This window comes from Streptomyces sp. HNM0575 (genome assembly GCF_012726265.1).
Lineage (GTDB): Bacteria > Actinomycetota > Actinomycetes > Streptomycetales > Streptomycetaceae > Streptomyces.
This window is the reverse complement of record NZ_JAASAG010000002.1, coordinates 821,348-845,790: the sequence shown is the minus strand read 5'-3', so window position 1 is coordinate 845,790 and position 24,443 is coordinate 821,348. Positions and strand designations below refer to the sequence as shown.

Sequence of the window (24,443 nt, the reverse complement as noted above, 5' to 3'; positions counted from 1 at the left end):
TCCGGTTTGCGGGGGCGCCGCAGACTTGGCATAGCAGTGTCCGTACGGCGCGTCGCTGCCGTACGGAGTGCACGGTCCCGAAGTTCGGCCGTCCTTGGCCGGGGATCTGCCGCGTCCGTGCCCAGAGCACTCCGTGCTGGTCGCGGTCCGCGGGTGTCTCGTCGCGGTAGCACAGGCCTCTGCCGTCGGCGCGGACGGCCAAGTCGCGGCCGACAGCGCCGGATTCGCCGCTCCAGGCCACGACGTACGGCACGGGCAGTTCGCGAGACCCCCACGTGCGCAGACGGGCGGGGGCGACGCCCTGCTGATCGCGTCGCGCGTGGTGAACCTCGTCGCTCACCTCGGGTAGTGAGCGGTGCGGAGGAGCAGGAGTGGTTTCACTGTGGGACATGCTTCTGTCAGGACGGTGAAGAGCCACCTGTACCAACGGTCAGGGGCACATTGGTGAACTGGTCAACGCAAGCCATCCGAGAGGCTTCGCGCACGGGCAACTACGGGTGCGTGGTCAGGCTTGCCCGCGAAGCGGCCGGTGTATCGCAAAGGCAGCTCGGTGAAGCCTGCGGCATCAGTCAATCCGCTGTCTCCCGAATGGAGGGGCACCGTGCCGCCTCCTATGACATGACCCAACTGGCGAGAGCTGCCACTCACTTACAGGTTCCCCTGCGACTGGTCGGTCTCGCCGATCAGCCTGCGGCTCAGACCGCAATCGTGGACGGAACAGAAGTGGAACGGCGTGATTTCCTTGCCGGGGCGGCGGCAGCCGCCAGCAGGCCCGCGCTCGCAGCACTCGGTACCGGTCATGGATCAGTTGCCGAGAACAGCCAACCTGCCACGCTCCGGCTCGCGACGAGCGCATTCCGCCGTATGGACGGCTCAACGCCGTCCCGTCACCTGGCCGAGCCTGTGCTTGCTCATCTGCGGCTGGCTCAGACAGTCGCCAGCGAAGCGGAGGACAAGACGGCAAGGGCTGGGCTCGCGGCAGTCGGCAGCGAAGCCGCCAGTCTGGCCGACTGGCTCTCGTGGGACATGGGGGACTACGGATCGGCTCGCACTTGGTACGGCACGGCCATCAAGGCCGCTCGCAGCTCCCGTGATCGTCTCCTGACCGCCTACCAAATGGGAAGTCTCGCCCAGTTCGAAGCACACACCGGCAACGCAGCTCAGGGGCTCTCCCTGACTCGCTCGGCTCGTCGTCAACTCGGCCCGGAGCGCCCCGCGATCGTTGACGCGTGGCTGTCCACAGTCGAAGCACTCGCACACGCGGCAGCCGGGGACCGTGCTTCTGCTGACCAAGCGCTGCATGAAGCCGCGGCGGACACCTACCGCATAACGGTCGAAGAGCCGCCACCCTGGCCGTGGGTCTTCACCTTCAACAGCAGCAAAGTCGCTGCCGGTCGACTTGCCTGCGGCGCACGGCTGGGTGTTCCACAGTGGGTATTCGACGCTCAGGACGAAGCGGGGCCGGTCCTTGCTTCGGGTCACGACAAGCAGCGCGCCCTCTACGTCCTTGATGTGGCAGCGGCTCACCTTGCTGCCGGTCGACCGGACGGTGCATTCGCAATGGCGACGCGTGCGCTGGAGGTAGGAGTGCGGTACCGCTCGGGCCGCATCGTGGAGAAGGCCCGGTCGCTGCGCCGGTCCTTCGTCACCAACCCTCCCCCCAGAGTCGTGCGCGACTTCGACGACCGGCTCTATGGCGTCCATCTATGAGCAGTGGAAGGACACACATGCGCCTGGGCATCACGGGACATCGCGGGCTCCCCGATGAGACAGAGAGCCTGGTCCGCGCGGCTCTGAATGAGCAGGTGCAGCAGCACAGTCCGGACGGGCTCGTGGGGATCTCTTGTATCGCTGACGGGCCCGACTCCTGGTTCGCGGAGTCCGTGCTTGAGCACGGTGGGCAGATCGAGGTCGTGGTTCCGGCATCCCGCTACCGGGACGACTTGCCTGCTTCGCATCACGCGACGTATGACCGGCTGTTGGGGCAGGCGCGTGAAGTGCACTCGACCGGCTTGTCTGAATCCGGCTCCGAGGCGCATATGGCAGGCAGTGAAGTCCTCGTGAGCGTGGCTGACCGGTTGGTAGCCGTTTGGGACGGCAAGCCTGCTCGCGGCTACGGTGGAACGGCTGACGTGGTCGCGTACGCGAAGCGGAAGGGCGTGCCTGTAGACGTTCTGTGGCCCGAGGGCGCGACCCGGGACGCATGAGCGAGGACGTCATCACTACCGGGCGGCTCGTCAGCGTCGACGCGAGCCGGCGCTTCCGCGGCGGGCGGCTCAGCCCGGCCAGGGCCCACTCCGGCTTCGCGCGCCCTGAGTCGGCGCATCTCGTGCTGAACCTGGCCGACTTGTCGCGTTGACGCTGACAACTGGCCTGAGGGGCCCTCCCGTCACAGAAGGCCCCTCCGTCAGAGGCTCTGCGTCAGAAGGGGCGGTCGCCCGCGATCGCGACGCGTTCGGCCACGCGGCGCTGCGGGGCGTAGTCGTCGATCGCGTAGTGCTGGGTGGCGCGGTTGTCCCAGAAGGCGATGTCGCCGGGCTGCCAGTGGAAGCGGACCTGGTACTCCGGCACGTGCGCCTGCCGTACGAGGTAGCTCAGCAGCCGGTCGCTCTCGTCGCGGTCCATGCCCACGATGTGCGTGGTGAACGACGTGTTGACGAAGAGCATCCGGCGCCCCGACTCGGGATGCGTCCGCACCACCGGGTGTTCGACGGGCGGGAACTGCTCCTGCATCGGGATCAGCTTCTCCGGGCCGTAGAAGCGGGCGAAGCCCGGGATGAAGTCGTGCACGGCGGTCGCCGAGTCGATGCGGGCCTTCACCGTGTCCGGAAGGTTGTCGTACGCGGCGGCCATGTCCGCCCACATGGTGTCGCCGCCGACGGGCGGGACCTCGCGGAGCTGGAGCACGGCGCCGAGCGCGGGCCGTTCGCGGAAGGTGACGTCCGCGTGCCACACGTTCTCGAACGTCGGCGCGGCGTTGCCGCCCTTCTCGAAGCGGACGACCTCGGCCGAAGCGCCGCGGGCCAGCAGCGGATTGGTCTCCAGCTCGCCCCAGTTCGCGGCGAAGTCGCGCTGCTGCCCGGAGGTCAGGCCCTGGCCGCGGAAGAAGAGCACCTTCCACTCCAGCAGTGCCCGGTTCAGCTCGTCGCGCAGCTCGGGGGTGAGCGGACGCGACAGGTCGAGGCCGCGGATCTCGGCGCCGATGACGCGGCCCTGCGGCACGACCTCGAAGCGCTCGTACGGGAGTTCAGGCGCGCCCTCGGGCAGCCGGTGCAGGGTGCGGCGGCCCTCGTACATGCCGTCGGCGGGGACGCGGGCGTCGCGCAGTACGGGGGCAGGGGAGGCGGGGGTGAGAGTCATGGTGAAGATCCTTCGAAGTCAGCGGTCGGCGTTGGAAGTCGAAGTCGGAGCCGGTGCGCACGTACGGAGGTGGCGCGCGCACGGGCGCGCGACGAGTGCGTGGGGCACCTATCGGCCGGACCGCTCACACCCACGCCGCCACGGCACGCTGAGGCGTCCACAGGCGGCGGCGGAGGTGTGCTGGATCATGGCCACATTCTGTGGGTGCGGCTCCGGGCTCGTCAACGCCCGACCGCGATGCGGACAGGCACCCGGGACGGCCCGTGCGACGGCTGGCCGTACGGCCCCTGGCACCGGCCACGGGGCGCTCGCCGGACGGCTCGGGGCCGACTCGGGGTCGTAACCCAACTGCCCCCTGCACGCTACGACTTGGGGACCGGGCCGATGGAACTCCCCGCCCACGACGGCGCCTTCTCCGTGAGCGACGCGAAGCGCTCACGCACGGCGTCGGGGAACGGCGCCGCCCGGCCCGCGCCCTGGTCGACGTGGATCATCAGCAGCTCCGAGGTGGCCACCGGGTCCTTCCGGCCCTTCGCCCGCATCTCCAGCACGAGGCGCACCTTCTTCGCGTCGACGCCCAGGATCCGCGTACGGACGTTGAGTTCGGCGCCCTCGGAGACCTCGCGGAGATAGCGCACGTGGGCCTCAGCCGTGTAGAGCGAGCAGCCGCTCTCCTCGCGGTACTTCTGGCCCATGCCGGTGTCGATCATCATGGCGTCCGTGGCGTGCCCGAAGACGAGCACGTAGAAGGCCTCGTTCATGTGGCCGTTGTAGTCGATCCATTCGGGACGCACGGTCGCCTCGTGGTCCGGGATCAGGCCGTCGCCGGGCGCTGCCGGCGACGGCTGCGCTGCCGGTGACGGCTCCGCCGCCTGGGCGGCGTCCTGTGCCGCGCTCTCGTCCCGACCGGTCTCTTCGGCTTCGGTGTTCACCTTGTCTCTCCCTCTACGGGGGCTTCTCCTCGGTCCTTGTGCCCGCCACCGCCGCGCGGCAGGCGGCCCGTCGCGCGCAGTACGTCGATGACGCCCTGGTCGCGCTCGGCCACGAGCTGTGCGATGGAGCGGCCGTCGGCCGCCTCGTCGCAGCCGTCGACCATCGCATCACGCAGCTCCGCGTCGAGCTCCGGCGCCTCCAGCCTCGTCCAGGGCGACTTCAGGCTCGGACCGAAATGGTCCAGCATGTGGGCCATCCCGCCCTCGCCGCCCGCGAGCGCGAACGTGAGGCACGGCCCCATGAACGCCCAGCGCAGACCGGGGCCTTCGGTGATCGAGTCGTCGATGTCGCGCACGCTCGCCTCGCCGTTGGCGACCATGTGCAGCGCCTCGCGCCACAGCGCCTCCTGGAGGCGGTTGGCGATGAAGCCGGGCAGTTCGCGGTCCATGGTGATCACGGACTTGCCCGCCGTCTCGTAGAAGCGCGACGCCCAGGCGACCGCCTCCGGGTCCGTCGACTCGCCGCCCACGACCTCGACGAGCGGGATGAGATACGGCGGATTGAAGGGGTGGCCGACCAGCAGCCGCCCGGGGTCCGCCGCCTCCCCCTGCATGTCGGTCATCGGATAGCCCGAGGTGGAGGAGGCGATGACGACGCCGGGCGGGGCGGCGGCGTCCAGTTCGGCCAGCAGCGAGCGCTTGAGCTCCAGCTTCTCCGGTGCGCTCTCCTGCACGAACTCGGCCTCGGCGACGGCTTCTTGAAGCGTGGACGCGACCGTGAGACGGCTGGGCGAGGCTCCTTCGGCGAGGCCGAGCTGCTCCAGGGCGGGCCAGGCGGCGTCGACGAGCCGGCGCAGCTTCTCCCCGGCGTCGGGCGCCGGGTCCCATGCGGTGACGTCGTAACCGCGGGCGAGGAAGTGCGCCACCCAGCCGCCGCCGATGACGCCGGCCCCGATGCAGGCGACTCGGCGTACGGCCTCGGGCGGGCGGGGCCTGCCGGGCCGGCCGGCGGCGGGGGAGGGGGAGTCTGCGGCGGTCATCGTGATGGGTGTCCTTACGTGCGTACGTTGCTGCTGCTCGGGGAGGACGGGCCGGGGCGGCGGGCGGCGTATACCGTCACGCGCCGCGAACCGTCATGCGCGTGGCTTGAGTCCCAGCCGCTCGCGGGCCTGGTCCGGAGTGGCGACCTGCGCGCCCAGCAGCTCCGTGATCTGCACTGCGCGCTCGACGAGTTGGGCGTTGGTCGCCTTCACGCCCTTGCTGAGGTAGAGGTTGTCCTCCAGTCCGACCCGTACGTTGCCGCCGAGCAGGATCGACTGCGCGACCCAGGGCATCTGCATCCGGCCCAGCGCGAAGCTCGCCCACTGGGCGCCCTCGGGCAGGATGTCGACCATCGACTTGAGCACTCCCGGCTCGGCCGGAGCACCCCACGGGATGCTCATGCACAGCTGGAAGACGGTCGGGTCGTCCAGCAGGCCCTCGTCCCGCAGCTGCTTGGCGAACCACAGCTGACCGGTGTCGAAGATCTCCAACTCCGGCCGCACGCCCAGCTCCTGGATGCGCTTGGCGCCCGCTCGCAGCATGTCGGGCGTCGAGATGTACAGATTGCTGCCCTCGCCGAAGTTGAGCGAGCCGCAGTCGAGGGTGCAGATGTCGGGCAGCAACTCCTCGACGTGCGGGAGGCGTTCGACGCCGCTGACGAGGTCGGTGCCCGGCAGATGGGTCAGCGGGTCGTCCGGGTCGATGACGAGGTCGCCGCCCATGCCCGCGGTCAGGTTGATGACGACGTCGGTCCCGGTCTCCTTGATCCGCTCGACCACCTCGCGGTAGAGGCGCGGGTCGCGGGCGCCCACGCCGGTCTCCGGGTCGCGTACGTGGATGTGCACCACGGCGGCGCCCGCCTCGGCGGCCTCGACCGCGGAACGGGCGATCTGCTCGGGCGTGACGGGGACGTGCGGGCTGCGGCCGACGGTGTCGCCGGCGCCGGTGAGCGCGCACGTGATGATGACGGAGCTGTTCATGGGCATGGGTTTCCTCCGCTCGTACGGATCGGACGGGTTCGGTCGGCGGGTCGCGCGGATTCGCGCGGTCCGCGAGTCGGTCGCGGGTCGGTCGCGGGTCGGTTCGCGGTCGGTTCGGTCGTGGGTTTCGGGGCCGGGTCCCGGGCTCAGGCTCTGGCCGGGGTCCGGGCCCGCTCGTACGGAATCAGCGGGCGGGCTTCGCGGACAGCTCCGAGTCGATGTGGGCGAGAAGCACGTGCCGCATGGCCTCGGTCTCCTCGGCGCCGTCCGGTCCGTCCGGTCCGTCCGGTCCGTCCGGTCCGTGTGGTCCGTCCGGGGCGCTCGCGGCGGCCGGTGCCGTGGCGAGCGCCTGTGCGGCGAGACCGTCGATGAGGGCGGTGAGGCGCAGGGCGGCGGACCCCGGCTCCACGTCACGGAACACGCCCTGCTCGACACCGCGCCGGATCACGTCGGCGACCGTCGTACGCCACTGCCGGTAGTAGTCGGCGTGCAGCTGTCCGACGGCGGTGGAACGGGCCGCCTCCGCCCACAGGTCGAGCCAGACCAGCCACTGCCGGCGCTGCTGCGCGCTCCGCGGGATCTGGAGCTCGACCAGCCGGCGCAGCTCGTCGGCCGCGTCGTCGCCCGCCTCGGCGGTACGGGCCGCACGGCGCGCGGTGTCCTCGTCCATGCACCAGCGGACGGCGGCCTCCAGCAGCTCCGCGCGGCCGGGGAAGTGGTAGTGGATGGCGGCGGTGCTCGTCGCGCAGGCCTCGGCGATGTCGGATACGCGTACGGAGTGGAAGCCGTGCTCCGCGATGAGTCGCACGGTCTCGCGGACGATCTGGAGGGGGCGCCCGCCTTCGGGTGCGGGTGCGGGTGCGGGGGTCGTGCTCCCGGCCGCGGCTCCGGTTCCGGCTCGGGACCCGGTCACGATTCCGGTGCCGTTCGCACCGCCCGCACCGCCCGCACCGGACGAGCCCAGCAGCCACCCCGCGTCGACGCTGCCCGCGTCCGCGATGCGCGCGAGCTCGGCCACGGTGAAGCGGCGGCCGCCGCTCAGCGAGCGGGACAGCTTCGACGGGTCCATGACGATCCGCCGCGCGAACTCCCGCTGGCTGCAACCGGCTTCACCGATCACCTTGCGCACGCGTACGGAGACGTCGCCGCCCGTGTCGGCGACTCGGCTACCCGGCTCCTGCTGCATGCGGGACACCGTACGAGAGTGTTGAGAAAAACGCAATATTGGCGGCAGTCTCAACGAGAACAGCAAGTTCAGAGCTGGTGTCGAGCTGCGTTGAGCTGCTGACTGATGCGCCAGTCAGTGATGAGCCACAGCCCGCGGCGCCCGGCGCCCCACCCGTCGCGGAGCCCGCGCCCCACCCGTCGCAGCGGCCGTGCCTCGTTCCCGCGCCCGCTGACTGCCCGTCAGCCGCTTCGCGATCGGTGTACAACCCCCGCGGGGGTTCGCCGGTCTCTTCTTGTGGACCGGCGGCCTGTGGACCGCAGCAGCCGCCGTCGCCGTTCGACCGACCATCGACCGGGCAAGACCGATGACCATGACTGGGGGAACAGTTATGCGTTCCAAGAGTGCCGCTCTGGCCGCCGCCGTGATCTTCGCGGGTACGGGACTGATCGCGACCGCGGGCACCGCCTCGGCCGCGACGTCCGCGGGCGCCACGAGTGCCACGGCCGCCGCCGGCGCGGAGGCAGCACCCAAGGCGGCGTACAACGGGGCCTGCGGCTCCGGGTATTCGGTGGTGAACTCCGCCGGCATCGCCGACCTGGGCACCGTCTATCTCACGTACAACGCGCAGACGGGCAGGAACTGCGTCGTCACGATTCGCAACGCGAAGGACGACCCGATCCACATGGCCGCCTCCGTCCGCGTCCTCAAGGACGGCGAGGAGACCGAACCGGTCGTGGAGGAAGGCGAGTTCAGCCTCTACGCGGGCCCGGTCTACGTGGACGAGGGCTCGGGCCACTGCATCGAGTGGAGCGGCGTCATCGGCGACGAGGAGTACTTCAACAGCGGCTCGAACTGCGGTCAGTTGAAGTAGCCGTCGCGCCGGCGGCCGTGCCCGCCCGCCGCTCGGCGCGCGGGCAGCGGCCGTGGCTCAGAGACGTCAGGGGCGGTTGACCAGGGGGAACGGTCAACCGCCCCTGACCGTGAGGGACTTGCACCTGCTCCCTTCGCCCGGCAGTCGTGCCCTCACTCGTCTGCTGTCGGTACCGGTCCTCGGCGTATCGGCCGGTGTACCGGTCCGCTCAGGGCTGCTTCCACGTGTCGAGCGCCGTGCTGAAGACCTGGCTCTTCTGGGAGTCCCAGAGCCGCTCCGCCGTCTCGAAGTAGATGGTGTACTCGGTGCCTTGGCCGTCGATGTACGCCTGCTGCACGACGTGCATCTGCTCGCCCGACTCCGGTACGTAGGTGAACTCCCAGCGCGCTCCGTTGTCCCCCTGGAAGGTGTTGTGCGCCAGGGTGATCCGCGAGTAGTCGTTCCCGGACTGCTGCATCGCCTGTTCCGTCTCCAGGAACCTGATGAACGAGGCCTTCGGCGCGCCCTCCACCTCACTGACGTGGAGATACTGGTCGCCCGTCGGCGCCATGTAGCCGACCTGCGTCGGGCTGAGCTCCTGACGCTGCCAGCCCTCCATCACGGCGAGCGAGAACCCGTGGTCGTCGACGACCGTATGGAATCCCGCGGGCAGTTGGGGACCGGGGTCCTTCGTCGGCTCGGGCTTGGGGGGCGGGCTCGACGACGTCTTGCTCGGCGACGGCGTCGGCGACGCCGGCTTCACCTTCTTCTTCTTCTCCTCCTTCACCTTCGGCGACGCCGACGCCGTGGTGGGGGAGGGCTCGGGGGACGCCCCTGTGTCGACCATCTTGTACTGCGACACCTTGTGGTCCGCGCGGTCGTCGGAGGCGTCGTCCCGGTTCATCAGAATCCCGGAGGACGTGCCCGCGCCGACCAGGAGGGCCATGACGCCGAGAGTGATCCCCAGCCGTACGTAGTTGGTCCTGGTGCGGAACTTGAACGGAGGCGGCGGCGGAGGCGCCGTCAGCGGATACAGGGCGCGGCCGCAACCGCCGCAGGCGTCGGACGAGGCCGGTGATCTGGTGCCGCAGTGCGGGCATGTGGTCAGCATGAGCAGCTCCCGAGCGATCCCGATGGTCCCCAATAACGCGCGGTGTACCGACAGACGGTACTGGCGGGAACACACTTTGCTCCGCTGCGGATTGACTTTTAGCAGACACGTACAGTATCTGAGCTGGGAACTTTCCCTATATGCCGGACGATTCACGGTCAATCGCCCTCAGTCACGCAGGGGCGGACGTAAACGGGCGGGCTGCCGGGAAACGGCAGGAGCCCCCGCCGGTATCCCGGCGGGGGCTCCTTGGGTGGTGCGATTCTGCTGCGCCTCAGATCACTGAGGCGTGACGTTCTCCGCCTGGGGGCCCTTCGGGCCCTGGGTCACGTCGAAGCTCACGAGCTGGTTCTCCTCCAGGGAGCGGAAGCCAGTCGCGTTGATCGCGGAGTAGTGGACGAAGACATCGGGACCGCCGCCGTCCTGGGCGATGAAGCCAAAGCCCTTTTCAGCGTTGAACCACTTGACGGTTCCGGTAGCCATAAGCCCTCCTTGGGCCTATAAGGGTCGCCCTGCTCCCAGAACCCCGCTAAGAAGTCTCTGAAAACGACGAGAGCCCGCGGTCACATGCTCCGCAGGCTCAGGTACTGCAAGGAAACCAAACTGCAACTTGCCGGTGAGCGTAGCACGGTGCCGCGTGGGGTGGAAGGGCAGACGATCTCGGCTCTGCGCTGCTGGGTTTCCGTCTGCGTTTCTCCCGGCGCTCCCTCTCGTCCTCCGCGCTCCTCGCGCCTTACCGGCTCTCCTTCCCGGCCCTCCTTCCGGATGACCGCCCGGAGCCTTCCGCTGGCCTTCCGGCCGCCTTCGCCCCACGTTCCACTTCCCTCCCGGCCCGCTCCGCGCGCACCGGAAAACGGTCGTGCGGCGGCGGGCCGGGGCTGTGCCGGACGGCCCGCGGGCGCGGCGTACGCTCCGGGGTGTGACTGAGTTTCCGAGCTTCAGCAGATCCCGTCCGCGCGTGGGCCACATCCAGTTCCTCAACTGCCTTCCGCTCTACTGGGGCCTTGTGCACACCGGCTCCCTGCTGGATCTGGAGCTCACCAGGGACACCCCCGAGAAGCTGAGCGACCAGCTGGTCGACGGTGATCTCGATATCGGGCCGGTCACCCTCGTCGAATTCCTCCGGAATGCAGACCGGCTCGTCGCCCTCCCCGACATCGCGGTCGGATGCGACGGCCCCGTGATGTCGTGCGAGATCGTCACGCGCAAGCCGCTCGACCAACTGGACGGCGCCAAGGTCGCGTTGGGCTCCACGTCGCGCACGTCCGTACGGCTGGCCCGGCTGCTGCTGTCCGAGCTGTACGGCGTGCGCCCGGACTACTTCACGTGCGAGCCCGACCTCGGGCGGATGATGAGCGAGGCCGACGCGGCAGTCGTGATCGGCGACGTGGGGCTGCGCGCGTACCTGCGGAACCTGCCGGAGCCGGGCCTCGAGGTCCACGACCTGGGCGAGCTGTGGAAGGAGTGGACGGGCCTGCCGTTCGTCATGGCGGTCTGGGCCGTGCGCCGCGAGTACCTGGCGCAGCACCCGGAGACGGTGCACGAGGTGCACCGCGCCTTCCTCTCCTCCCGCGACCTCGCCCTGGAGGAGGTGGCGAAGGTCGCCGAGCACGCCGCGCGCTGGGAGGTCTTCGAACCGCCCGTGCTGGAGCGGTACTTCACGACGCTCGACTTCCGGCTCGGGAGCCGTCAGCTCCAGGGCGTCGGCGAGTTCGTGCGCCGCACTGCCGCGGCCGGCGACTACCCCGCGGACGTACGGGTCGACCTGCTGCCGGCGCCCGGCCGGGACTGAGGGCCGGCCGCGGGCTGAGCACGGTGCCCGGAGCCGCTCCCCGCCCCTGGCGTACGCTGGCGTGGCACAGCAAATGCCGCCTGCCACCTCCGGAGGGACGCCCCGGTGCCCGAAACCGCCGACCGTCAGGCCGTTCTCGACCGCGCTGCCGAGGGCGCCCGCATCACCCCCGAGGAAGCGCTCGACCTGTACCGCTCAGCACCCCTGCACGCGCTGGGCGCGGCGGCCGACGCCGTCCGCCGCAGGCGCTACGCCGGTACGGAGCACATCGCGACGTACATCATCGAGCGGAACATCAACTACACCAACTCGTGCGTGACCGCCTGCAAGTTCTGCGCCTTCTACGCCTCGCCGAAGAGCGACGACGTGTGGACGCGCGACCTCGACGACATCCTGCGCCGCTGCGCTGAGACGGTCGAACTGGGCGGCACGCAGATCATGTTCCAGGGCGGCCACCACCCGGACTACGGCGTCGAGTACTACGAGGAGCACTTCGCCGCGATCAAGGAGCGCTTCCCGCAGCTGGTGATCCACTCGCTGGGCGCGTCCGAGGTCGAGCACATGGCGAAGATCTCCGGCGTCACCCCGGAGGAGGCGATCCGCCGCATCCACGCCGCCGGCCTGGACTCCTTCGCGGGCGCGGGCGCCGAACTGCTGCCCGCCCGGGCGCGCAAGGCGATCGCCCCGCTCAAGGAGTCGGGCGAGCGCTGGCTGGAGATCATGGAGACGGCGCACGGCCTCGGCGTGGAGTCCACCTCGACGATGCTGATGGGCACGGGCGAGACCAACGCCGAGCGGATCGAGCACCTGCGGATGATCCGCGACGTGCAGGACCGCACGGGCGGCTTCCGCGCCTTCATCCCGTACACGTACCAGCCGGAGAACAACCACCTGAAGGGGCAGACGCAGGCCACGCTCTTCGAGTACCTGCGGATGATCGCCGTCGCGCGGCTCTTCTTCGACAACGTCGCGCACATCCAGGGCTCCTGGCTCACCACCGGCAAGGAGGTCGGCCAGCTCTCCCTGCACTACGGCGCCGACGACCTGGGCTCGGTGATGCTGGAGGAGAACGTGGTCTCCTCGGCGGGCGCGAAGCACCGCTCGAACCGCACGGAGCTGCTGGAGCTGATCCGCTCCGCGGACCGGGTCCCGGCGCAGCGGAGCACGACGTACGAGCACCTGGTCGTCCACGACGACCCGGCGGAGGACCCCTCGGACGACCGCGTCGTCTCGCACTTCTCCTCCACGGCCATCGAGGGCGGCAGCGCGCACCCCGAACTCAACCTGATCGAGGCGAAGTAGTCCCTGGCGGGACCGGCCGGGCCCCGGTGAAGGCCGGGCCCCCGTGAAGGCCTCGGGTGGGGCGCGGGTCACAATGGGGGCGTGACCCGCGCATCACTGGACAAGCAGCCGCAGGAAGTCGCCGCGATGTTCGACGACGTCGCCGCGCGGTACGACCTCACCAACGACGTGCTCTCCCTCGGGCAGACGCGGCTGTGGCGGCGGGCCGTGGCCCGTGCCGTCGACGCGCGGCCCGGTGAGCGCGTGCTCGATCTCGCCGCCGGTACGGGGACCTCGTCGCTGCCGTTCGCGGCGGCGGGCGCGTACACCGTGCCGTGCGACTTCAGCCTCGGAATGCTCGCCGAGGGCAAGAAGCGGCACCCGTGGCTGCCCCTCACCGCCGGCGACGCGACCCGACTCCCGTTCCGCGACGGGGCGTTCGACGCCGTGACGATCTCGTTCGGGCTGCGCAACGTGCACGACATCGACGTGGCGCTGCGCGAGCTGCACCGGGTGACGGCGCCGGGCGGCCGCGTCGTCGTCTGCGAGTTCAGCCACCCCACCTGGGCGCCGTTCCGCACGGTCTACACCGAGTACCTGATGCGGGCGCTGCCGCCGGCCGCGAGAGCCGTCTCTTCCAGCCCGGACGCGTACGTCTATCTCGCCGAGTCCATCCGCGCCTGGCCCGACCAGCCCGCGCTCGCTCGCCGCCTCCAGGACGCGGGCTGGGCGAAGGTCGCCTGGCGGAACCTGACGGGCGGCGTGGTCGCCCTGCACCGCGGCGTACGGCCGTGAAGTACGGCCGTGAGGGCTTGGCCGAGCGCCGTTCCGGGCCGCCCCGGACCCGGTGATGCGGGCCCGGTGATGCGGGCCGAGGCCGGACCCTGTCGGCTCGTGCCGTCCTCTTAGACTGCAACTGCCCAGTACCCAGCCTTTGCGGGAGTCCTCGTGACCGACACCGTCACCTCCGAGCGGACCGCCGATGTGATCGTCGTAGGTGCCGGCCCCGCCGGGGCCACCACCGCCTACCACCTCGCCCGCAGCGGCCTCGACGTGCTGCTGCTGGAGAAGACCGCGTTCCCGCGGGAGAAGGTGTGCGGCGACGGCCTCACGCCGCGTGCCGCCAAGCAGCTCGTCGCGATGGGCATCGACATCTCCGAGGAGGCCGGCTGGCTGCGCAACAGGGGCCTGCGGATCATCGGCGGCGGACAGCGGCTGGAGCTGGACTGGCCGGAGCTGGCCACCTACCCGGACTACGGACTCGTGCGCAAGCGCGACGACTTCGACGAGCAGCTGGCCCGGCAGGCGGAGAAGGCCGGTGCCCGGATGTACGAGCGCTGCAACGTCGGCGAGCCGATCCTGGACGCCGGGGGCCGCATCACCGGCGTGCACGCCAAGCTCGGCGAGGAGAAGACGCCCGTCACCTTCCACGCGCCGCTCGTGGTCGCCGCCGACGGCAACTCCACCCGCCTCTCCCTCAAGATGGGCCTGCACAGGCGTGAGGACCGTCCGATGGGCGTCGCCGTGCGCACGTACTTCACCTCGCCCCGGCACGACGACGACTACCTGGAGTCCTGGCTGGAGCTGTGGGACCGGCGCGGCGCGCAGGACCGCCTGCTGCCCGGCTACGGCTGGGTGTTCGGCATGGGCGACGGCACGAGCAACGTCGGCCTCGGCGTGCTCAACACCTCCGAGGAGTTCAAGGAGCTGGACTGGCGGGAGATCCTCAAGGCGTGGACGGCGTCCATGCCGGAGGAGTGGGGCTACACCCCGGAGAACATGACGGGGCCCATCCGCGGTGCCGCGCTACCCATGGCCTTCAACCGGCAGCCGCACTACACGCGGGGGCTGCTGCTCGTGGGCGACGCGGGCGGCCTGGTGAACCCGTTCAACGGCGAAGGCATCGCGTACGCCATGGAGTCGGCCGTCATCGCCGCCGAGACCATCGTCCAGGCCCACGCACGCGCCACCCCCGCACAGCGCGAACTGGCCCTGCGCCGCTACCCGAAGATCCTCAAGGAGACCTACGGCGGCTACTACACGCTGGGCCGGGCCTTCGTGAAGCTCATCGGCAACCCGAAGGTGATGAAGGTGGCGACCGAACGGGGCCTGTCCCACCCGCTGTTGATGCGCTTCGCGCTGAAGATGCTGGCCAACCTCACGGACCCGTCGGGCGGCGACGCGATGGACAGGGTCATCAACGGCCTCAGCAAGGTCGCCCCGCGCGCGTAGAGCGGCACCCGGACACCCGGCTCCGGACACCCGGCACTGGGACACCCCGGGCACCCTCACACCCCAGCCGGGCAGCCCGGCCGGGCGCGGCAAGACGAAGGCCCCACCGTGAGCGGTGGGGCCTTCGCCGTCGACTGCAAGGGTGCGGAAGAGATGAGAAGCGTGCGACGGACGGGTGTACTCCGGGCGCTGCGGGCCGGGCCGCAGCCACCCGTCAGGTGAGTCGCACCGCGCCCGTCGGCGGGTCGTAGTCCAGCGGCTTCTCGACGACGCCCGTAGAGGAGTTCTGGGCGCCGATGAACTTGCCGTCGCCCACATAGACGCCGACGTGGTAGGCGCTGCCCGCGCCGCCCCAGTACAGGAGGTCGCCCTTCTGAAGGGAGTCCATGGAGACGGAGGTCCCCTCGGTGGACTGCGCCTGGCTGGTGCGCGGGAGGCTGACCCCGAGCTGCTTGAAGGCGGCCTGGGTCAGTCCTGAGCAGTCGTAGGAGGAGGGCCCGCTGGCCCCCAGCACATAGGACTTGCCGACCTGCGCCTTGAGGAAGCTGACGAGTCCGGCGACGTTGCCGCTGCCGGCCGAGAGCGACGTGCGCTCGCTGGTGCGCGAAGCGCGGGACGCGGCGGCCTTCTTGCGGGCGGCCTCCGCCTTGCGCTTGGCGGCCTCGGCCTTCTTCTCGGCCTTGTGCGCCGCGTCCTGCGCGTGGTCCGCGGCCTTGGCCTCGGCGTGGTTCACCTCGCGCTGGAGGGCGTTGGTCTTGAGCGAGTCGGCCGCCTTGGCGGACGACACCTCGACGGAGTGGCTGACCGCGGCCGTTTCGACTGTTTCGGCGGCTTCGTCCTGTTTCTCTGCTGCCGAGGACGCCGGAGAGATCGCAGTGGTGAGTGCGACCGCTCCCAAGACGCCACCGGTGGCCCCTGCGCGCAGCGCCTTGTTGACGTTGCTGCTCCGGGGTTTCCGGTGTCTGGGTATGTGAGCGTTCCGGGACATGGGGCATGGATAGCAGGACGGGGATGATCCGTTCAAAGAAGGTGCGATGCGCCACAGTGGCGCCGCATTCGTCCAGTTGAGCCCGAGTTGATCTTCCAAGGTCTCGATCCGGTCACGGGCTTACGCCCAACTACGGGGCTGTGACCACGTAGTTGTCCGTATTGCGTGCATTGCTTCCGGCGCAATATCACCTTGCGGCAGGCCCCGGCAAAGGTGGCAGGGACTGCCATCGCGGCCTGTGGTGCAGGTCACTTCTTCACTGTCAAGTCTGGGCGGAAAAGGACCTGTTGATCCTCTGTCATCCGTTTTAGGTGGCGGAGATCCGATGTGCGGGGCGTGAAGGAAGTGGCAGCCCCGGGAGGTTTGTGCTGCCGTTCACGAACTGAAGGCGTGGCGCCTTCCCTGGGGCGTTCGCGGGGCGAGTCGCCCCGAACGGCGCTTTCCGGGCAGCGCGGATGCGGTCTCGTTCCTGCTGCGCGCGGGTCTCGTTCGGGTATCGGTTGCCGGTGCTCCCGGCTGGTTTGCCGGTGCACTTTCCGGGGTCGCGACGAGGCCCCCGTGCTGGTCGTACGGCCACTTCAGGGCAGCTGTGCCGAAAAGCCTTGCCGGGCTTCGCAGTTGAAGATCGACATCCCTGTGACGTGCCGTTTCGGCACCGCGTGTTGGAGATCACAAACCTCTACCGGGACCCCGTGTCGCAGATCACAAGTCCCAGGCATAGGATGCCTCCCGCAAGGGCTTGTGAACTGCCTCACATAGAAGCGATCTTCATGAGGGCGGGACATTCGCCCGGCGGACAGCCGGCAGTCAGCGTCGACGGCCCCTCCGGTCCCACCGGTCCGCGAGGGACGAAAGGGTCGACTGGAAGGAGCGGGGAGCGGTGAACGCCTACACGCCAATCCTTGTACTGGGGGCCATCGCGGCGGCCTTCGCGATCTTCTCGGTGGTCGCGGCATCGGTCATCGGCCCCAAGCGCTACAACCGGGCCAAGCTGGAGGCGTACGAGTGCGGCATCGAGCCCACTCCGCAGCCGGCCGGCGGCGGGCGTTTCCCGGTCAAGTACTACCTGACGGCGATGCTCTTCATCGTCTTCGACATCGAAATCGTCTTTCTCTACCCGTGGGCGGTCCACTTCGACTCCCTCGGGCTCTTCGGACTCGCCGAAATGCTGGTCTTCGTCGCCCTCATCGGCGTCGCGTACGCCTACGACTGGCGGCGCGGCGGCCTGGAATGGGATTAGGGGCAGGTACTCAATGGGACTCGAAGAGAAGCTGCCGAGCGGCTTCCTGCTGACCACCGTCGAGCAGGCCGCGGGCTGGGTGCGCAAGTCGTCCATGTTCCCGGCGACCTTCGGACTCGCCTGCTGTGCCATCGAGATGATGACGACGGGCGCGGGCCGCTACGACCTCGCCCGCTTCGGCATGGAGGTCTTCCGCGGTTCGCCGCGCCAGGCCGACCTCATGATCGTGGCGGGCCGCGTGAGCCAGAAGATGGCCCCGGTGCTGCGGCAGGTCTACGACCAGATGCCCAATCCGAAGTGGGTCATCTCCATGGGCGTGTGCGCCTCGTCCGGCGGGATGTTCAACAACTACGCGATCGTGCAGGGCGTCGACCACATCGTCCCCGTCGACATCTATCTGCCCGGCTGCCCGCCGCGTCCCGAGATGCTCCTCGACTCGATCCTCAAGCTCCACGAGCACGTGAAGGGCGAGAAGCTCGGCGTCGACCGCGAGCAGGCCGCCCGTGAGGCGGAGGAAGCGGCGCGCAAGGCGGTCCCGACGATCGAGATGAAGGGGCTGCTCCGGTGAGCGATCAGAACAACAGCGACGGCGGCAACGGGGAGAACGCCAACGGTTCGGTGCCCGCGCCCCGTCAGGACCCGGGCGAGGCCATCGCCGTACGCCGCGGCATGTTCGGCGCCAACAACGGCGGGGACACCTCGGGTTACGGCGGTCTGGTCCGCACGGTCCGGCTGCCCGGCGCGAGCAGCCGTCCCTACGGGGGCCCGCGCGGCGGGCGAAGCGCGTACGGAAGCTTCGACGAGATCGCGGACGAACTCGAAGGCGCCCTCGAAGAGCAGGGCCTCGACCCCGACCAGGCCATCGAGAAGACGGTCGTCGACCGCGGCGAGATCACCTTCCACGTCGCGCGGGAGCACCTCGTGCAGGTCGCCAGGACGCTGCGCGACGACCCCGCCCTCCGCTTCGAGTTGTGCACCGGCGTGAGTGGCGTGCACTTCCCCGGCGACAAGGGCCGGGAGCTGCACGCGGTGAACCACCTGCGCTCGGTCACGCACAACCGGACCGTCCGCATCGAGGTCAGCGCGCCCGACGCCGACCCGCACATCCCGTCGATCGTCGACGTCTATCCGACCAACGACTGGCACGAGCGCGAGACGTACGACTTCTTCGGCATCGTCTTCGACGGCCACCCCGCGCTGACGCGGATCATGATGCCCGACGACTGGCAGGGCCATCCGCAGCGCAAGGACTACCCGCTCGGCGGCATTCCCGTCGAGTACAAGGGCGCCCAGATCCCGGCTCCCGACCAGCGGAGGTCGTACAGCTGATGAGCACTCCCACGCACGCACCCGCGGGCATCCGCGAGACCACCGAGGGCACCGTCTACGACGTCACCGGAGGCGACTGGGACGAGGTCGCCGCCGCTGCCGCCCGCAGCGACGACGAGCGGATCATCGTCAACATGGGCCCGCAGCACCCCTCCACGCACGGAGTGCTGCGGCTGATCCTGGAGATCGACGGCGAGACGGTCACCGAGGCCCGCTGCGGCATCGGGTATCTGCACACCGGGATCGAGAAGAACCTCGAGTACCGGACGTGGACGCAGGGCACGACGTTCGTGACGCGCATGGACTACCTCACGCCGTTCTTCAACGAGACGGCGTACTGCATGGCCGTCGAGAAGCTCCTCGGCATCGAGGACGACATCCCGGACCGGGCCAACGTCATCCGCGTGCTGATGATGGAGCTGAACCGGCTCTCCTCCCACCTGGTGGCCATCGCCACCGGCGGCATGGAGCTCGGCGCCACCACCGTCATGATCTTCGGCTTCCGCGACCGCGAACTCGTCCTCGATCTGTATGAGTTGATCACCGGGCTGCGGATGAACCACGCGTACATCCGCCCAGGCGGCCTCGCCCAGGACCTGCCGCCCGGCACGGTCGACGCGCTGCGCGAGTTCCTGAAGAAGATGAAGAAGAACCTGCCCGAGTACGACGCGCTCTGCTCCGGCAACCCCGTCTTCAAGGCCCGCCTCCAGGACATCGGCTATCTCGACCTGGCCGGCTGCATGGCGCTCGGCGCCACGGGACCGATCCTGCGCTCCGCGGGGCTGCCGCACGACCTGCGCAAGTCGCAGCCGTACTGCGGCTACGAGACGTACGACTTCGAGGTCCCGACGGTCGACACCTGCGACTCCTACGGGCGCTTCCTGCTGCGCCTGGAGGAGATGCGCCAGTCGCTGCGGATCATCGAGCAGTGCATCGACCGGCTGGAGCCCGGGCCCGTCATGGTCGGCGACAAGAAGATCGCCTGGCCCGCGCAGCTCGCGCTCGGGCCCGACGGACTCGGCAACTCGCTCGACCACATCAAGAACATCATGGGCACCTCCATGGAGGCCCTGATCCACCACTTCAAGCTCGTCACCGAGGGATTCCGCGTCCCGCCGGGGCAGACGTACGCGGCGGTGGAGTCCCCGAAGGGCGAACTCGGCGTGCACGCCGTGAGCGACGGCGGCACCCGCCCGTACCGCGTGCACTTCCGCGACCCCTCCTTCACCAACCTCGAAGCCATGGCGGCGATGTGCGAAGGCGGCCAGGTCGCCGACGTGATCGTGGCCGTGGCCTCCATCGACCCCGTGATGGGAGGCGTCGACCGATGACCACCGCGCCCGACAGCGCCCGCGAACGGGGCACCGCACCCGAGGCACCGATGCTGGGCATCCCCGCGATGCCGGCGCCGGAGTATCCCGCCGAGGTGCGCGAGCGGCTGGAGCCGGACGCCCGCGCGATCATCGCCCGCTACCCCGACAGCCGTTCCGCGCTGCTGCCGCTGCTGCACCTCGTGCAGTCCGAGGAGGGCCATGTCACGCCCACCGGGCAGCGCTTCTGCGCCGAGATGCTGGAGCTGACGACGGCCGAGGTGAACGCCGTCGCGACGTTCTACTCGATGTACCGGCGCAAGCCCTCCGGTGACTACCAGGTCGGCGTCTGCACCAACACGCTGTGCGCGGTGATGGGCGGCGACGCCATCTTCGACGACCTGAAGGAGCACCTCGGCGTCGGCAACAACGAGACCACCGAGGACGGCAAGGTCACCCTCGAGCACATCGAGTGCAACGCCGCCTGCGACTACGCCCCCGTGGTGATGGTCAACTGGGAGTTCTTCGACAACCAGACGCCCGAGTCCGCGCGGCGCCTCGTCGACGACCTGCGCGCCGGACGCGAGGTCGCCCCCACCCGCGGCGCCCCGATGTGCACCTTCAAGGAGACGGCGCGCATCCTCGCCGGCTTCCCCGACGAGCGCCCCGGCGCCGTCGAGGCCACCGGCGGCGGCGGTGAACCGTCCCTCGCCGGGCTGCGACTGGCCAGGGGCGAGGCGCCCGCCGGCAGGCTGGCGCACCCGCCGGGTCCGCCCGGGCCCGCGGACCAGCCGGTGCCGCTTCCCGGTGAGGAGGCCCCGGAGAGCCACCCCAGTTCGCACGATCTGCCGCAGTCGACGTCCGCGTCCGACCCGGACAACGCCGCGGGCCCGGCCCGTCCGGAGCCGGGGGAGGAGAGCGAGTAATGGCGACGGAATCCCCGGAAAAGCTGCTCACCCCGGTGCTCTCCGCGTACTGGGACGAGCCCGAGGCGTGGACCCTGGAGACGTACAAGCGGCGCCACGACGGATACGCCGGGCTGGCCAAGGCCCTGGCCATGCCGCCGGACGACGTCATCGCGTACGTGAAGGACGCGGGACTGCGCGGACGCGGCGGCGCCGGCTTCCCGACGGGCATGAAGTGGCAGTTCATCCCGCAGGGCGACGACAAGCCGCACTATCTCGTCGTCAACGCCGACGAGTCGGAGCCGGGCACCTGCAAGGACATCCCGCTGATGTTCGCCAACCCGCACTCCCTCATCGAGGGCATCATCATCGCCTGCCACGCGATCCGCTCCTCCCACGCGTTCATCTATCTGCGCGGAGAGGTCGTGCCCGTGCTGCGGCGGCTGCATCTCGCGGTGCGCGAGGCGTACGAGGCGGGGCTGCTCGGCAAGGACGCGCTCGGCGAGGGCAAGGACCTCGAACTGACCGTCCACGCCGGCGCCGGCGCGTACATCTGCGGTGAGGAGACCGCGCTGCTGGACTCCCTGGAGGGGCGGCGCGGACAGCCGCGGCTGCGGCCGCCGTTCCCCGCCGTCGCCGGCCTGTACGCATGCCCGACGGTCGTCAACAACGTCGAGTCGATCGCTTCGGTGCCCGCCCTGATCAACAAGGGCAAGGAATGGTTCCGCTCGATGGGCAGTGAGAAGTCCCCGGGCTTCACGCTCTACTCGCTCAGCGGGCACGTCGCGAACCCCGGCCAGTACGAGGCGCCGCTCGGCATCACGCTGCGCCAGCTGCTGGAGATGAGCGGCGGGATGCGCCCCGGTCACCGGCTGAAGTTCTGGACGCCCGGCGGGTCTTCGACGCCGCTGCTCACCGACGAGCACCTCGACGTGCCGCTCGACTACGAGGGCGTGGGCGCCGCCGGGTCGATGCTCGGCACCAAGGCGCTCCAGTGCTTCGACGAGACGACCTGTGTCGTACGGGCGGTCACACGCTGGACCGAGTTCTACGCGCACGAGTCGTGCGGCAAGTGCACGCCCTGCCGCGAAGGCACGTACTGGCTCGTCCAGTTGCTGCGCGACTTCGAGGCCGGCAAGGCCACGAAGGCCGACATCGACAAGATCGACGACATCCAGGACAACATCAACGGCAAGTCCTTCTGCGCGCTCGGCGACGGCGCCGCCTCCCCGATCGCCTCGTCTCTCCAGCACTTCCGCGAGGAGTACGAGCAGCACATCGAGGAGGGCGGCTGCCCCTTCGACCCGGCCAGGTCGGTCATCTGGGCCGACGGCCACCACAACGCTCACCCGGAGGTGAAGGCGTGACAGTCACCACAGACGCGAAGACCTCCTCGGGGGGCGAGGCGGACCGTCCGCCCGAGGACCTGGTCTCGCTCACGATCGACGGTGCCGAGATCTCCGTGCCCAAGGGCACGCTGGTCATCCGCGCCGCCGAGCAGCTGGGCATCGAGATCCCGCGCTTCTGCGACCATCCGCTCCTCGACCCGGTCGGCGCCTGCCGGCAGTGCATCGTCGAGGTCGAGGGCCAGCGCAAGCCGATGGCGTCCTGCACGATCACCTGCACCGACGGCATGGTCGTCAAGACGCAGCTGTCCTCGCCCGTGGCGGAGAAGGCGCAGCGCGGCGTGATGGAGCTGCTGCTCATCAACCACCCGCTGGACTGCCCCGTCTGCGACAAGGGCGGCGAGTGCCCGCTCCAGAACCAGGCGATGTCGACCGGCGACTCCGACACCCGCTTCGAGGGCGCCAAGCGCACCTTCGCCAAGCCGGTGCCGATCTCCGACCAGGTGCTGCTGGACCGCGAGCGGTGCGTGCTGTGCGCGCGCTGCACCCGCTTCTCCAACCAGATCGCGGGCGACCCGATGATCGAGATGCTGGAGCGCGGCGCGTTGCAGCAGATCGGTACGGGCGAGGGCGACCCCTTCCAGTCGTACTTCTCCGGCAACACGATCCAGATCTGCCCGGTGGGGGCGCTGACTTCGGCGGCGTACCGCTTCCGGTCACGGCCCTTCGACCTGGTCTCCTCGCCGTCCGTCTGCGAGCACTGCTCGGGCGGCTGCGCGACGCGCACGGACCACCGGCGCGGCAAGGTCATGCGCCGCATGGCCGCCAACGACCCCGAGGTCAACGAGGAGTGGCTGTGCGACAAGGGCCGCTTCGGGTTCCGCTACGCACAGCGCCCGGACCGGCTCACCACTCCGCTGGTGCGCGGTGAGGACGGCGAACTGGCCCCGGCCAGCTGGCCGGAGGCGCTGGAGGCGGCGGCGCAGGGCCTCGCCGGTGCGCGAGGCCGTGCCGGTGTGCTGACCGGCGGCAGGGTCACCGTCGAGGACGCCTACGCCTACGCGAAGTTCGCGCGCGTCGCGCTCGGCACCAACGACATCGATTTCCGCGCCCGGGTCCACTCCCGTGAGGAGGCCGCCTTCCTGGCCTCGCACGTCGCCGGGCACGGAAAGGACCTCGACGGCGCAGGCGTCACCAACAGGGCGCTCGAGGCCGCGCCCGCCGTGCTGCTCGTCGGCTTCGAGGCCGAGGAGGAGGCGCCCGGCGTCTTCCTCCGGCTGCGCAAGGCCATGCGCAAGCGCGGCCAGCGCACCTTCTCCCTCGCCTCGTTCGCCACCCGCGGCCTGGAGAAGGCGGGCGGCACGCTGCTGCCCGCCGCGCCCGGCACCGAGAGCGAGTGGCTGGACGCCCTGTCCGGACGGGTCGGCCTCGACGAGACGGGCGAGGCAGCGGCCGAAGCCCTGCGCGCCGACGGCTCGTTGATCGTCGTCGGCGAGCGGCTGGCGGCGGTGCCCGGCGCGCTGACCGCGGCCGTACGCACCTCCGCGGCGACCGGTGCCCGGCTGGTGTGGATCCCGCGGCGGGCCGGCGAGCGCGGCGCCGTCGAGGCGGGCGCGCTGCCGACGCTGCTGCCCGGGGCCCGTCCCGCGGACGACGGGCGCGCACGCCACGAGGTCGCACGCGCCTGGGGCCTGGCCGAACTGCCCGCCGCGGCGGGCCGGGACACCGCCGGCATCGTCGACGCGGCGGTCGACGGCGAGCTGGAGGCGCTGGTCGTCGGCGGCGTGGAGCTCGCCGATCTGCCGGATCCGGCACGTGCCGCGCAGGCCCTGGACGAGGTGGGATTCCTCGTCAGCCTGGAGCTGCGGCCGAGCGAGGTCACCGACCGGGCGGACGTCGTCCTTCCGGTGTCGGCGGTCGCGGAGAAGTCCGGGACGTTCCTCAACTGGGAAGGCAGGGCAAGGCCGTTCGAGGCCTCGCTCAAGGCGGACCAGATGACCCGCCGCCACGTACAGCCGGACGCCCGGGTGCTGCACATGCTCGCCGACGCCCTCGACGTACACCTGGGGCTGCCGGACGTACGGACCATCCGCGGCGAGATCGACAGGCTCGGCCAGTGGGAGCCCGCCGGTTCCGGCGACTCCTTCGCGGCCGCCTCCGGTACGGGCTCCGCCGCCGCCTCCACCCCGCAGGCGGGCAAGGGCGAGGCGGTGCTCGCGGGCCACCGGATGCTGCTGGACCAGGGCCGGCTCCAGGACGGCGACGAGGCGCTGGCCGGTACGAGGCACGCCGCCCGCGCCCGGCTCTCCAGGGCCACGGCCTCCGAGGCGGGCGTCACGGACGGCGATGTGCTGTCGGTCTCCGGGCCGCTCGGCAGCGTCCAGTTCCCGCTGGAGATCACGCCGATGCCGGACCGCGTGGTGTGGGTGCCGCTGAACTCGGCCGGCGGCGGCGTCCAGGCCGACACCGGGGCCCTGCCCGGCGAACTGGTCCGCATCGCGCCGGCACCGGCAGCGCGCGATCGCGCCGTAAACGAGGAGGTGGGCGCGTGAGCACGCTCTCGGACATCCAGCCGTCC

General features: G+C 70.2%; 24 protein-coding genes. 16 read left to right on the top strand and 8 right to left on the bottom strand.

Annotated elements, in window-relative coordinates; genetic code table 11:
- Positions 1 to 133 precede the first annotated feature (133 nt).
- From HCC61_RS30580 to HCC61_RS07615, 4 genes are all read left to right on the top strand, one after another.
- Complete coding sequence (locus tag HCC61_RS30580) at positions 134 to 349, top strand: hypothetical protein (protein ID WP_240968533.1); 216 nt, start codon at positions 134 to 136, stop codon at positions 347 to 349.
- A gap of 95 nt (positions 350 to 444) precedes the next feature.
- Positions 445 to 1,710, top strand: a complete 1,266-nt coding sequence (locus HCC61_RS07625) for a helix-turn-helix transcriptional regulator (RefSeq protein WP_346777066.1) — start codon at positions 445 to 447, stop codon at positions 1,708 to 1,710.
- 17 nt (positions 1,711 to 1,727) lie between these two features.
- Positions 1,728 to 2,207: a hypothetical protein gene (locus HCC61_RS07620; protein ID WP_206322161.1), complete on the top strand. Its 480-nt coding sequence runs from the start codon at positions 1,728 to 1,730 to the stop codon at positions 2,205 to 2,207.
- On the top strand, positions 2,204 to 2,359 hold the full coding sequence (locus HCC61_RS07615; protein ID WP_169134426.1) for a hypothetical protein: 156 nt from the start codon (positions 2,204 to 2,206) through the stop codon (positions 2,357 to 2,359). The genes HCC61_RS07620 and HCC61_RS07615 overlap by 4 nt, the downstream gene beginning before the upstream one ends.
- Positions 2,360 to 2,421: 62 nt before the next feature.
- Here the strand turns inward: HCC61_RS07615 and HCC61_RS07610 are convergent, their stop codons facing one another.
- The 5 genes from HCC61_RS07610 to HCC61_RS07590 form a co-directional block, all read right to left on the bottom strand.
- Positions 2,422 to 3,360, bottom strand: a complete 939-nt coding sequence (locus HCC61_RS07610; protein ID WP_206322160.1) for a TauD/TfdA family dioxygenase — start codon at positions 3,358 to 3,360, stop codon at positions 2,422 to 2,424.
- A gap of 362 nt (positions 3,361 to 3,722) precedes the next feature.
- A complete protein-coding gene (locus tag HCC61_RS07605) occupies positions 3,723 to 4,178 on the bottom strand; it encodes a thioesterase family protein (protein ID WP_240968698.1) in 456 nt (151 codons plus the stop codon).
- A 110-nt stretch (positions 4,179 to 4,288) separates the two neighbouring features.
- Positions 4,289 to 5,332, bottom strand: coding sequence for a 3-hydroxyacyl-CoA dehydrogenase NAD-binding domain-containing protein (locus tag HCC61_RS07600; protein WP_169134425.1), 1,044 nt, complete (start codon positions 5,330 to 5,332; stop codon positions 4,289 to 4,291).
- A gap of 93 nt (positions 5,333 to 5,425) precedes the next feature.
- The gene (locus HCC61_RS07595) at positions 5,426 to 6,313 is read right to left on the bottom strand and encodes a 3-keto-5-aminohexanoate cleavage protein (RefSeq protein WP_206322159.1); all 888 of its coding nucleotides are present in this window, start codon (positions 6,311 to 6,313) and stop codon (positions 5,426 to 5,428) included.
- Between the two features lie 184 nt (positions 6,314 to 6,497).
- Positions 6,498 to 7,499, bottom strand: coding sequence for a TetR family transcriptional regulator C-terminal domain-containing protein (locus tag HCC61_RS07590; RefSeq protein WP_169134423.1), 1,002 nt, complete (start codon positions 7,497 to 7,499; stop codon positions 6,498 to 6,500).
- Positions 7,500 to 7,869: 370 nt separating this feature from the next.
- On the opposite strand from HCC61_RS07590, the gene HCC61_RS07585 reads away from it, so the two are divergent.
- Positions 7,870 to 8,352 (top strand): spore-associated protein A, encoded by a 483-nt coding sequence (locus HCC61_RS07585; protein WP_169134422.1) that lies wholly within the window; start codon positions 7,870 to 7,872, stop codon positions 8,350 to 8,352.
- 208 nt (positions 8,353 to 8,560) lie between these two features.
- Here HCC61_RS07585 and HCC61_RS07580 read toward each other — a convergent pair whose 3' ends face one another.
- Positions 8,561 to 9,442, bottom strand: coding sequence for a hypothetical protein (locus tag HCC61_RS07580; RefSeq protein WP_169134421.1), 882 nt, complete (start codon positions 9,440 to 9,442; stop codon positions 8,561 to 8,563).
- A gap of 279 nt (positions 9,443 to 9,721) precedes the next feature.
- Complete coding sequence (locus HCC61_RS07575) at positions 9,722 to 9,925, bottom strand: cold-shock protein (protein ID WP_028432886.1); 204 nt, start codon at positions 9,923 to 9,925, stop codon at positions 9,722 to 9,724.
- Between the two features lie 436 nt (positions 9,926 to 10,361).
- On the opposite strand from HCC61_RS07575, the gene HCC61_RS07570 reads away from it, so the two are divergent.
- The 4 genes from HCC61_RS07570 to HCC61_RS07555 all read left to right on the top strand — a co-directional run bounded on the left by HCC61_RS07570 (position 10,362) and on the right by HCC61_RS07555 (position 14,747).
- Entirely contained in the window at positions 10,362 to 11,234 is an 873-nt protein-coding gene (locus HCC61_RS07570; RefSeq protein ID WP_169134420.1) for a menaquinone biosynthesis protein, read from the top strand.
- 105 nt (positions 11,235 to 11,339) lie between these two features.
- On the top strand, positions 11,340 to 12,536 hold the full coding sequence (mqnC, locus tag HCC61_RS07565; RefSeq protein WP_169134419.1) for a cyclic dehypoxanthinyl futalosine synthase: 1,197 nt from the start codon (positions 11,340 to 11,342) through the stop codon (positions 12,534 to 12,536).
- Positions 12,537 to 12,617: 81 nt separating this feature from the next.
- On the top strand, positions 12,618 to 13,310 hold the full coding sequence (locus tag HCC61_RS07560; protein ID WP_169134418.1) for a demethylmenaquinone methyltransferase: 693 nt from the start codon (positions 12,618 to 12,620) through the stop codon (positions 13,308 to 13,310).
- A 153-nt stretch (positions 13,311 to 13,463) separates the two neighbouring features.
- Positions 13,464 to 14,747, top strand: a complete 1,284-nt coding sequence (locus tag HCC61_RS07555) for a geranylgeranyl reductase family protein (protein WP_169134417.1) — start codon at positions 13,464 to 13,466, stop codon at positions 14,745 to 14,747.
- 214 nt (positions 14,748 to 14,961) lie between these two features.
- On the opposite strand, the gene HCC61_RS07550 is transcribed toward HCC61_RS07555, so the two are convergent.
- Positions 14,962 to 15,735 carry a C40 family peptidase gene (locus HCC61_RS07550; RefSeq protein WP_169134416.1) on the bottom strand — a complete coding sequence of 258 codons (774 nt, stop codon included), beginning with the start codon at positions 15,733 to 15,735 and terminating at the stop codon, positions 14,962 to 14,964.
- 880 nt (positions 15,736 to 16,615) lie between these two features.
- Between HCC61_RS07550 and HCC61_RS07545 the strand changes: the two genes are divergently transcribed.
- From HCC61_RS07545 to HCC61_RS07515, 7 genes are read left to right on the top strand one after another with little or no spacing between them, the layout of a single operon-like run.
- Positions 16,616 to 16,975, top strand: a complete 360-nt coding sequence (locus tag HCC61_RS07545) for an NADH-quinone oxidoreductase subunit A (RefSeq protein WP_070018860.1) — start codon at positions 16,616 to 16,618, stop codon at positions 16,973 to 16,975.
- Between the two features lie 13 nt (positions 16,976 to 16,988).
- On the top strand, positions 16,989 to 17,543 hold the full coding sequence (locus HCC61_RS07540; protein ID WP_169134415.1) for an NADH-quinone oxidoreductase subunit B: 555 nt from the start codon (positions 16,989 to 16,991) through the stop codon (positions 17,541 to 17,543).
- Positions 17,540 to 18,304: an NADH-quinone oxidoreductase subunit C gene (locus HCC61_RS07535; protein WP_169134414.1), complete on the top strand. Its 765-nt coding sequence runs from the start codon at positions 17,540 to 17,542 to the stop codon at positions 18,302 to 18,304. Before HCC61_RS07540 ends, HCC61_RS07535 begins: the two co-directional genes overlap by 4 nt.
- Positions 18,304 to 19,635, top strand: coding sequence for an NADH-quinone oxidoreductase subunit D (locus tag HCC61_RS07530; RefSeq protein ID WP_169134413.1), 1,332 nt, complete (start codon positions 18,304 to 18,306; stop codon positions 19,633 to 19,635). The genes HCC61_RS07535 and HCC61_RS07530 overlap by 1 nt, the downstream gene beginning before the upstream one ends.
- A complete protein-coding gene (gene nuoE / locus HCC61_RS07525) occupies positions 19,632 to 20,540 on the top strand; it encodes an NADH-quinone oxidoreductase subunit NuoE (RefSeq protein WP_169134412.1) in 909 nt (302 codons plus the stop codon). The genes HCC61_RS07530 and nuoE overlap by 4 nt, the downstream gene beginning before the upstream one ends.
- Complete coding sequence (nuoF, locus tag HCC61_RS07520; RefSeq protein ID WP_169134411.1) at positions 20,540 to 21,886, top strand: NADH-quinone oxidoreductase subunit NuoF; 1,347 nt, start codon at positions 20,540 to 20,542, stop codon at positions 21,884 to 21,886. The genes nuoE and nuoF overlap by 1 nt, the downstream gene beginning before the upstream one ends.
- A complete protein-coding gene (locus tag HCC61_RS07515; RefSeq protein WP_169134410.1) occupies positions 21,883 to 24,417 on the top strand; it encodes an NADH-quinone oxidoreductase subunit G in 2,535 nt (844 codons plus the stop codon). Before nuoF ends, HCC61_RS07515 begins: the two co-directional genes overlap by 4 nt.
- The last annotated feature ends 26 nt before the right edge of the window (positions 24,418 to 24,443 follow it).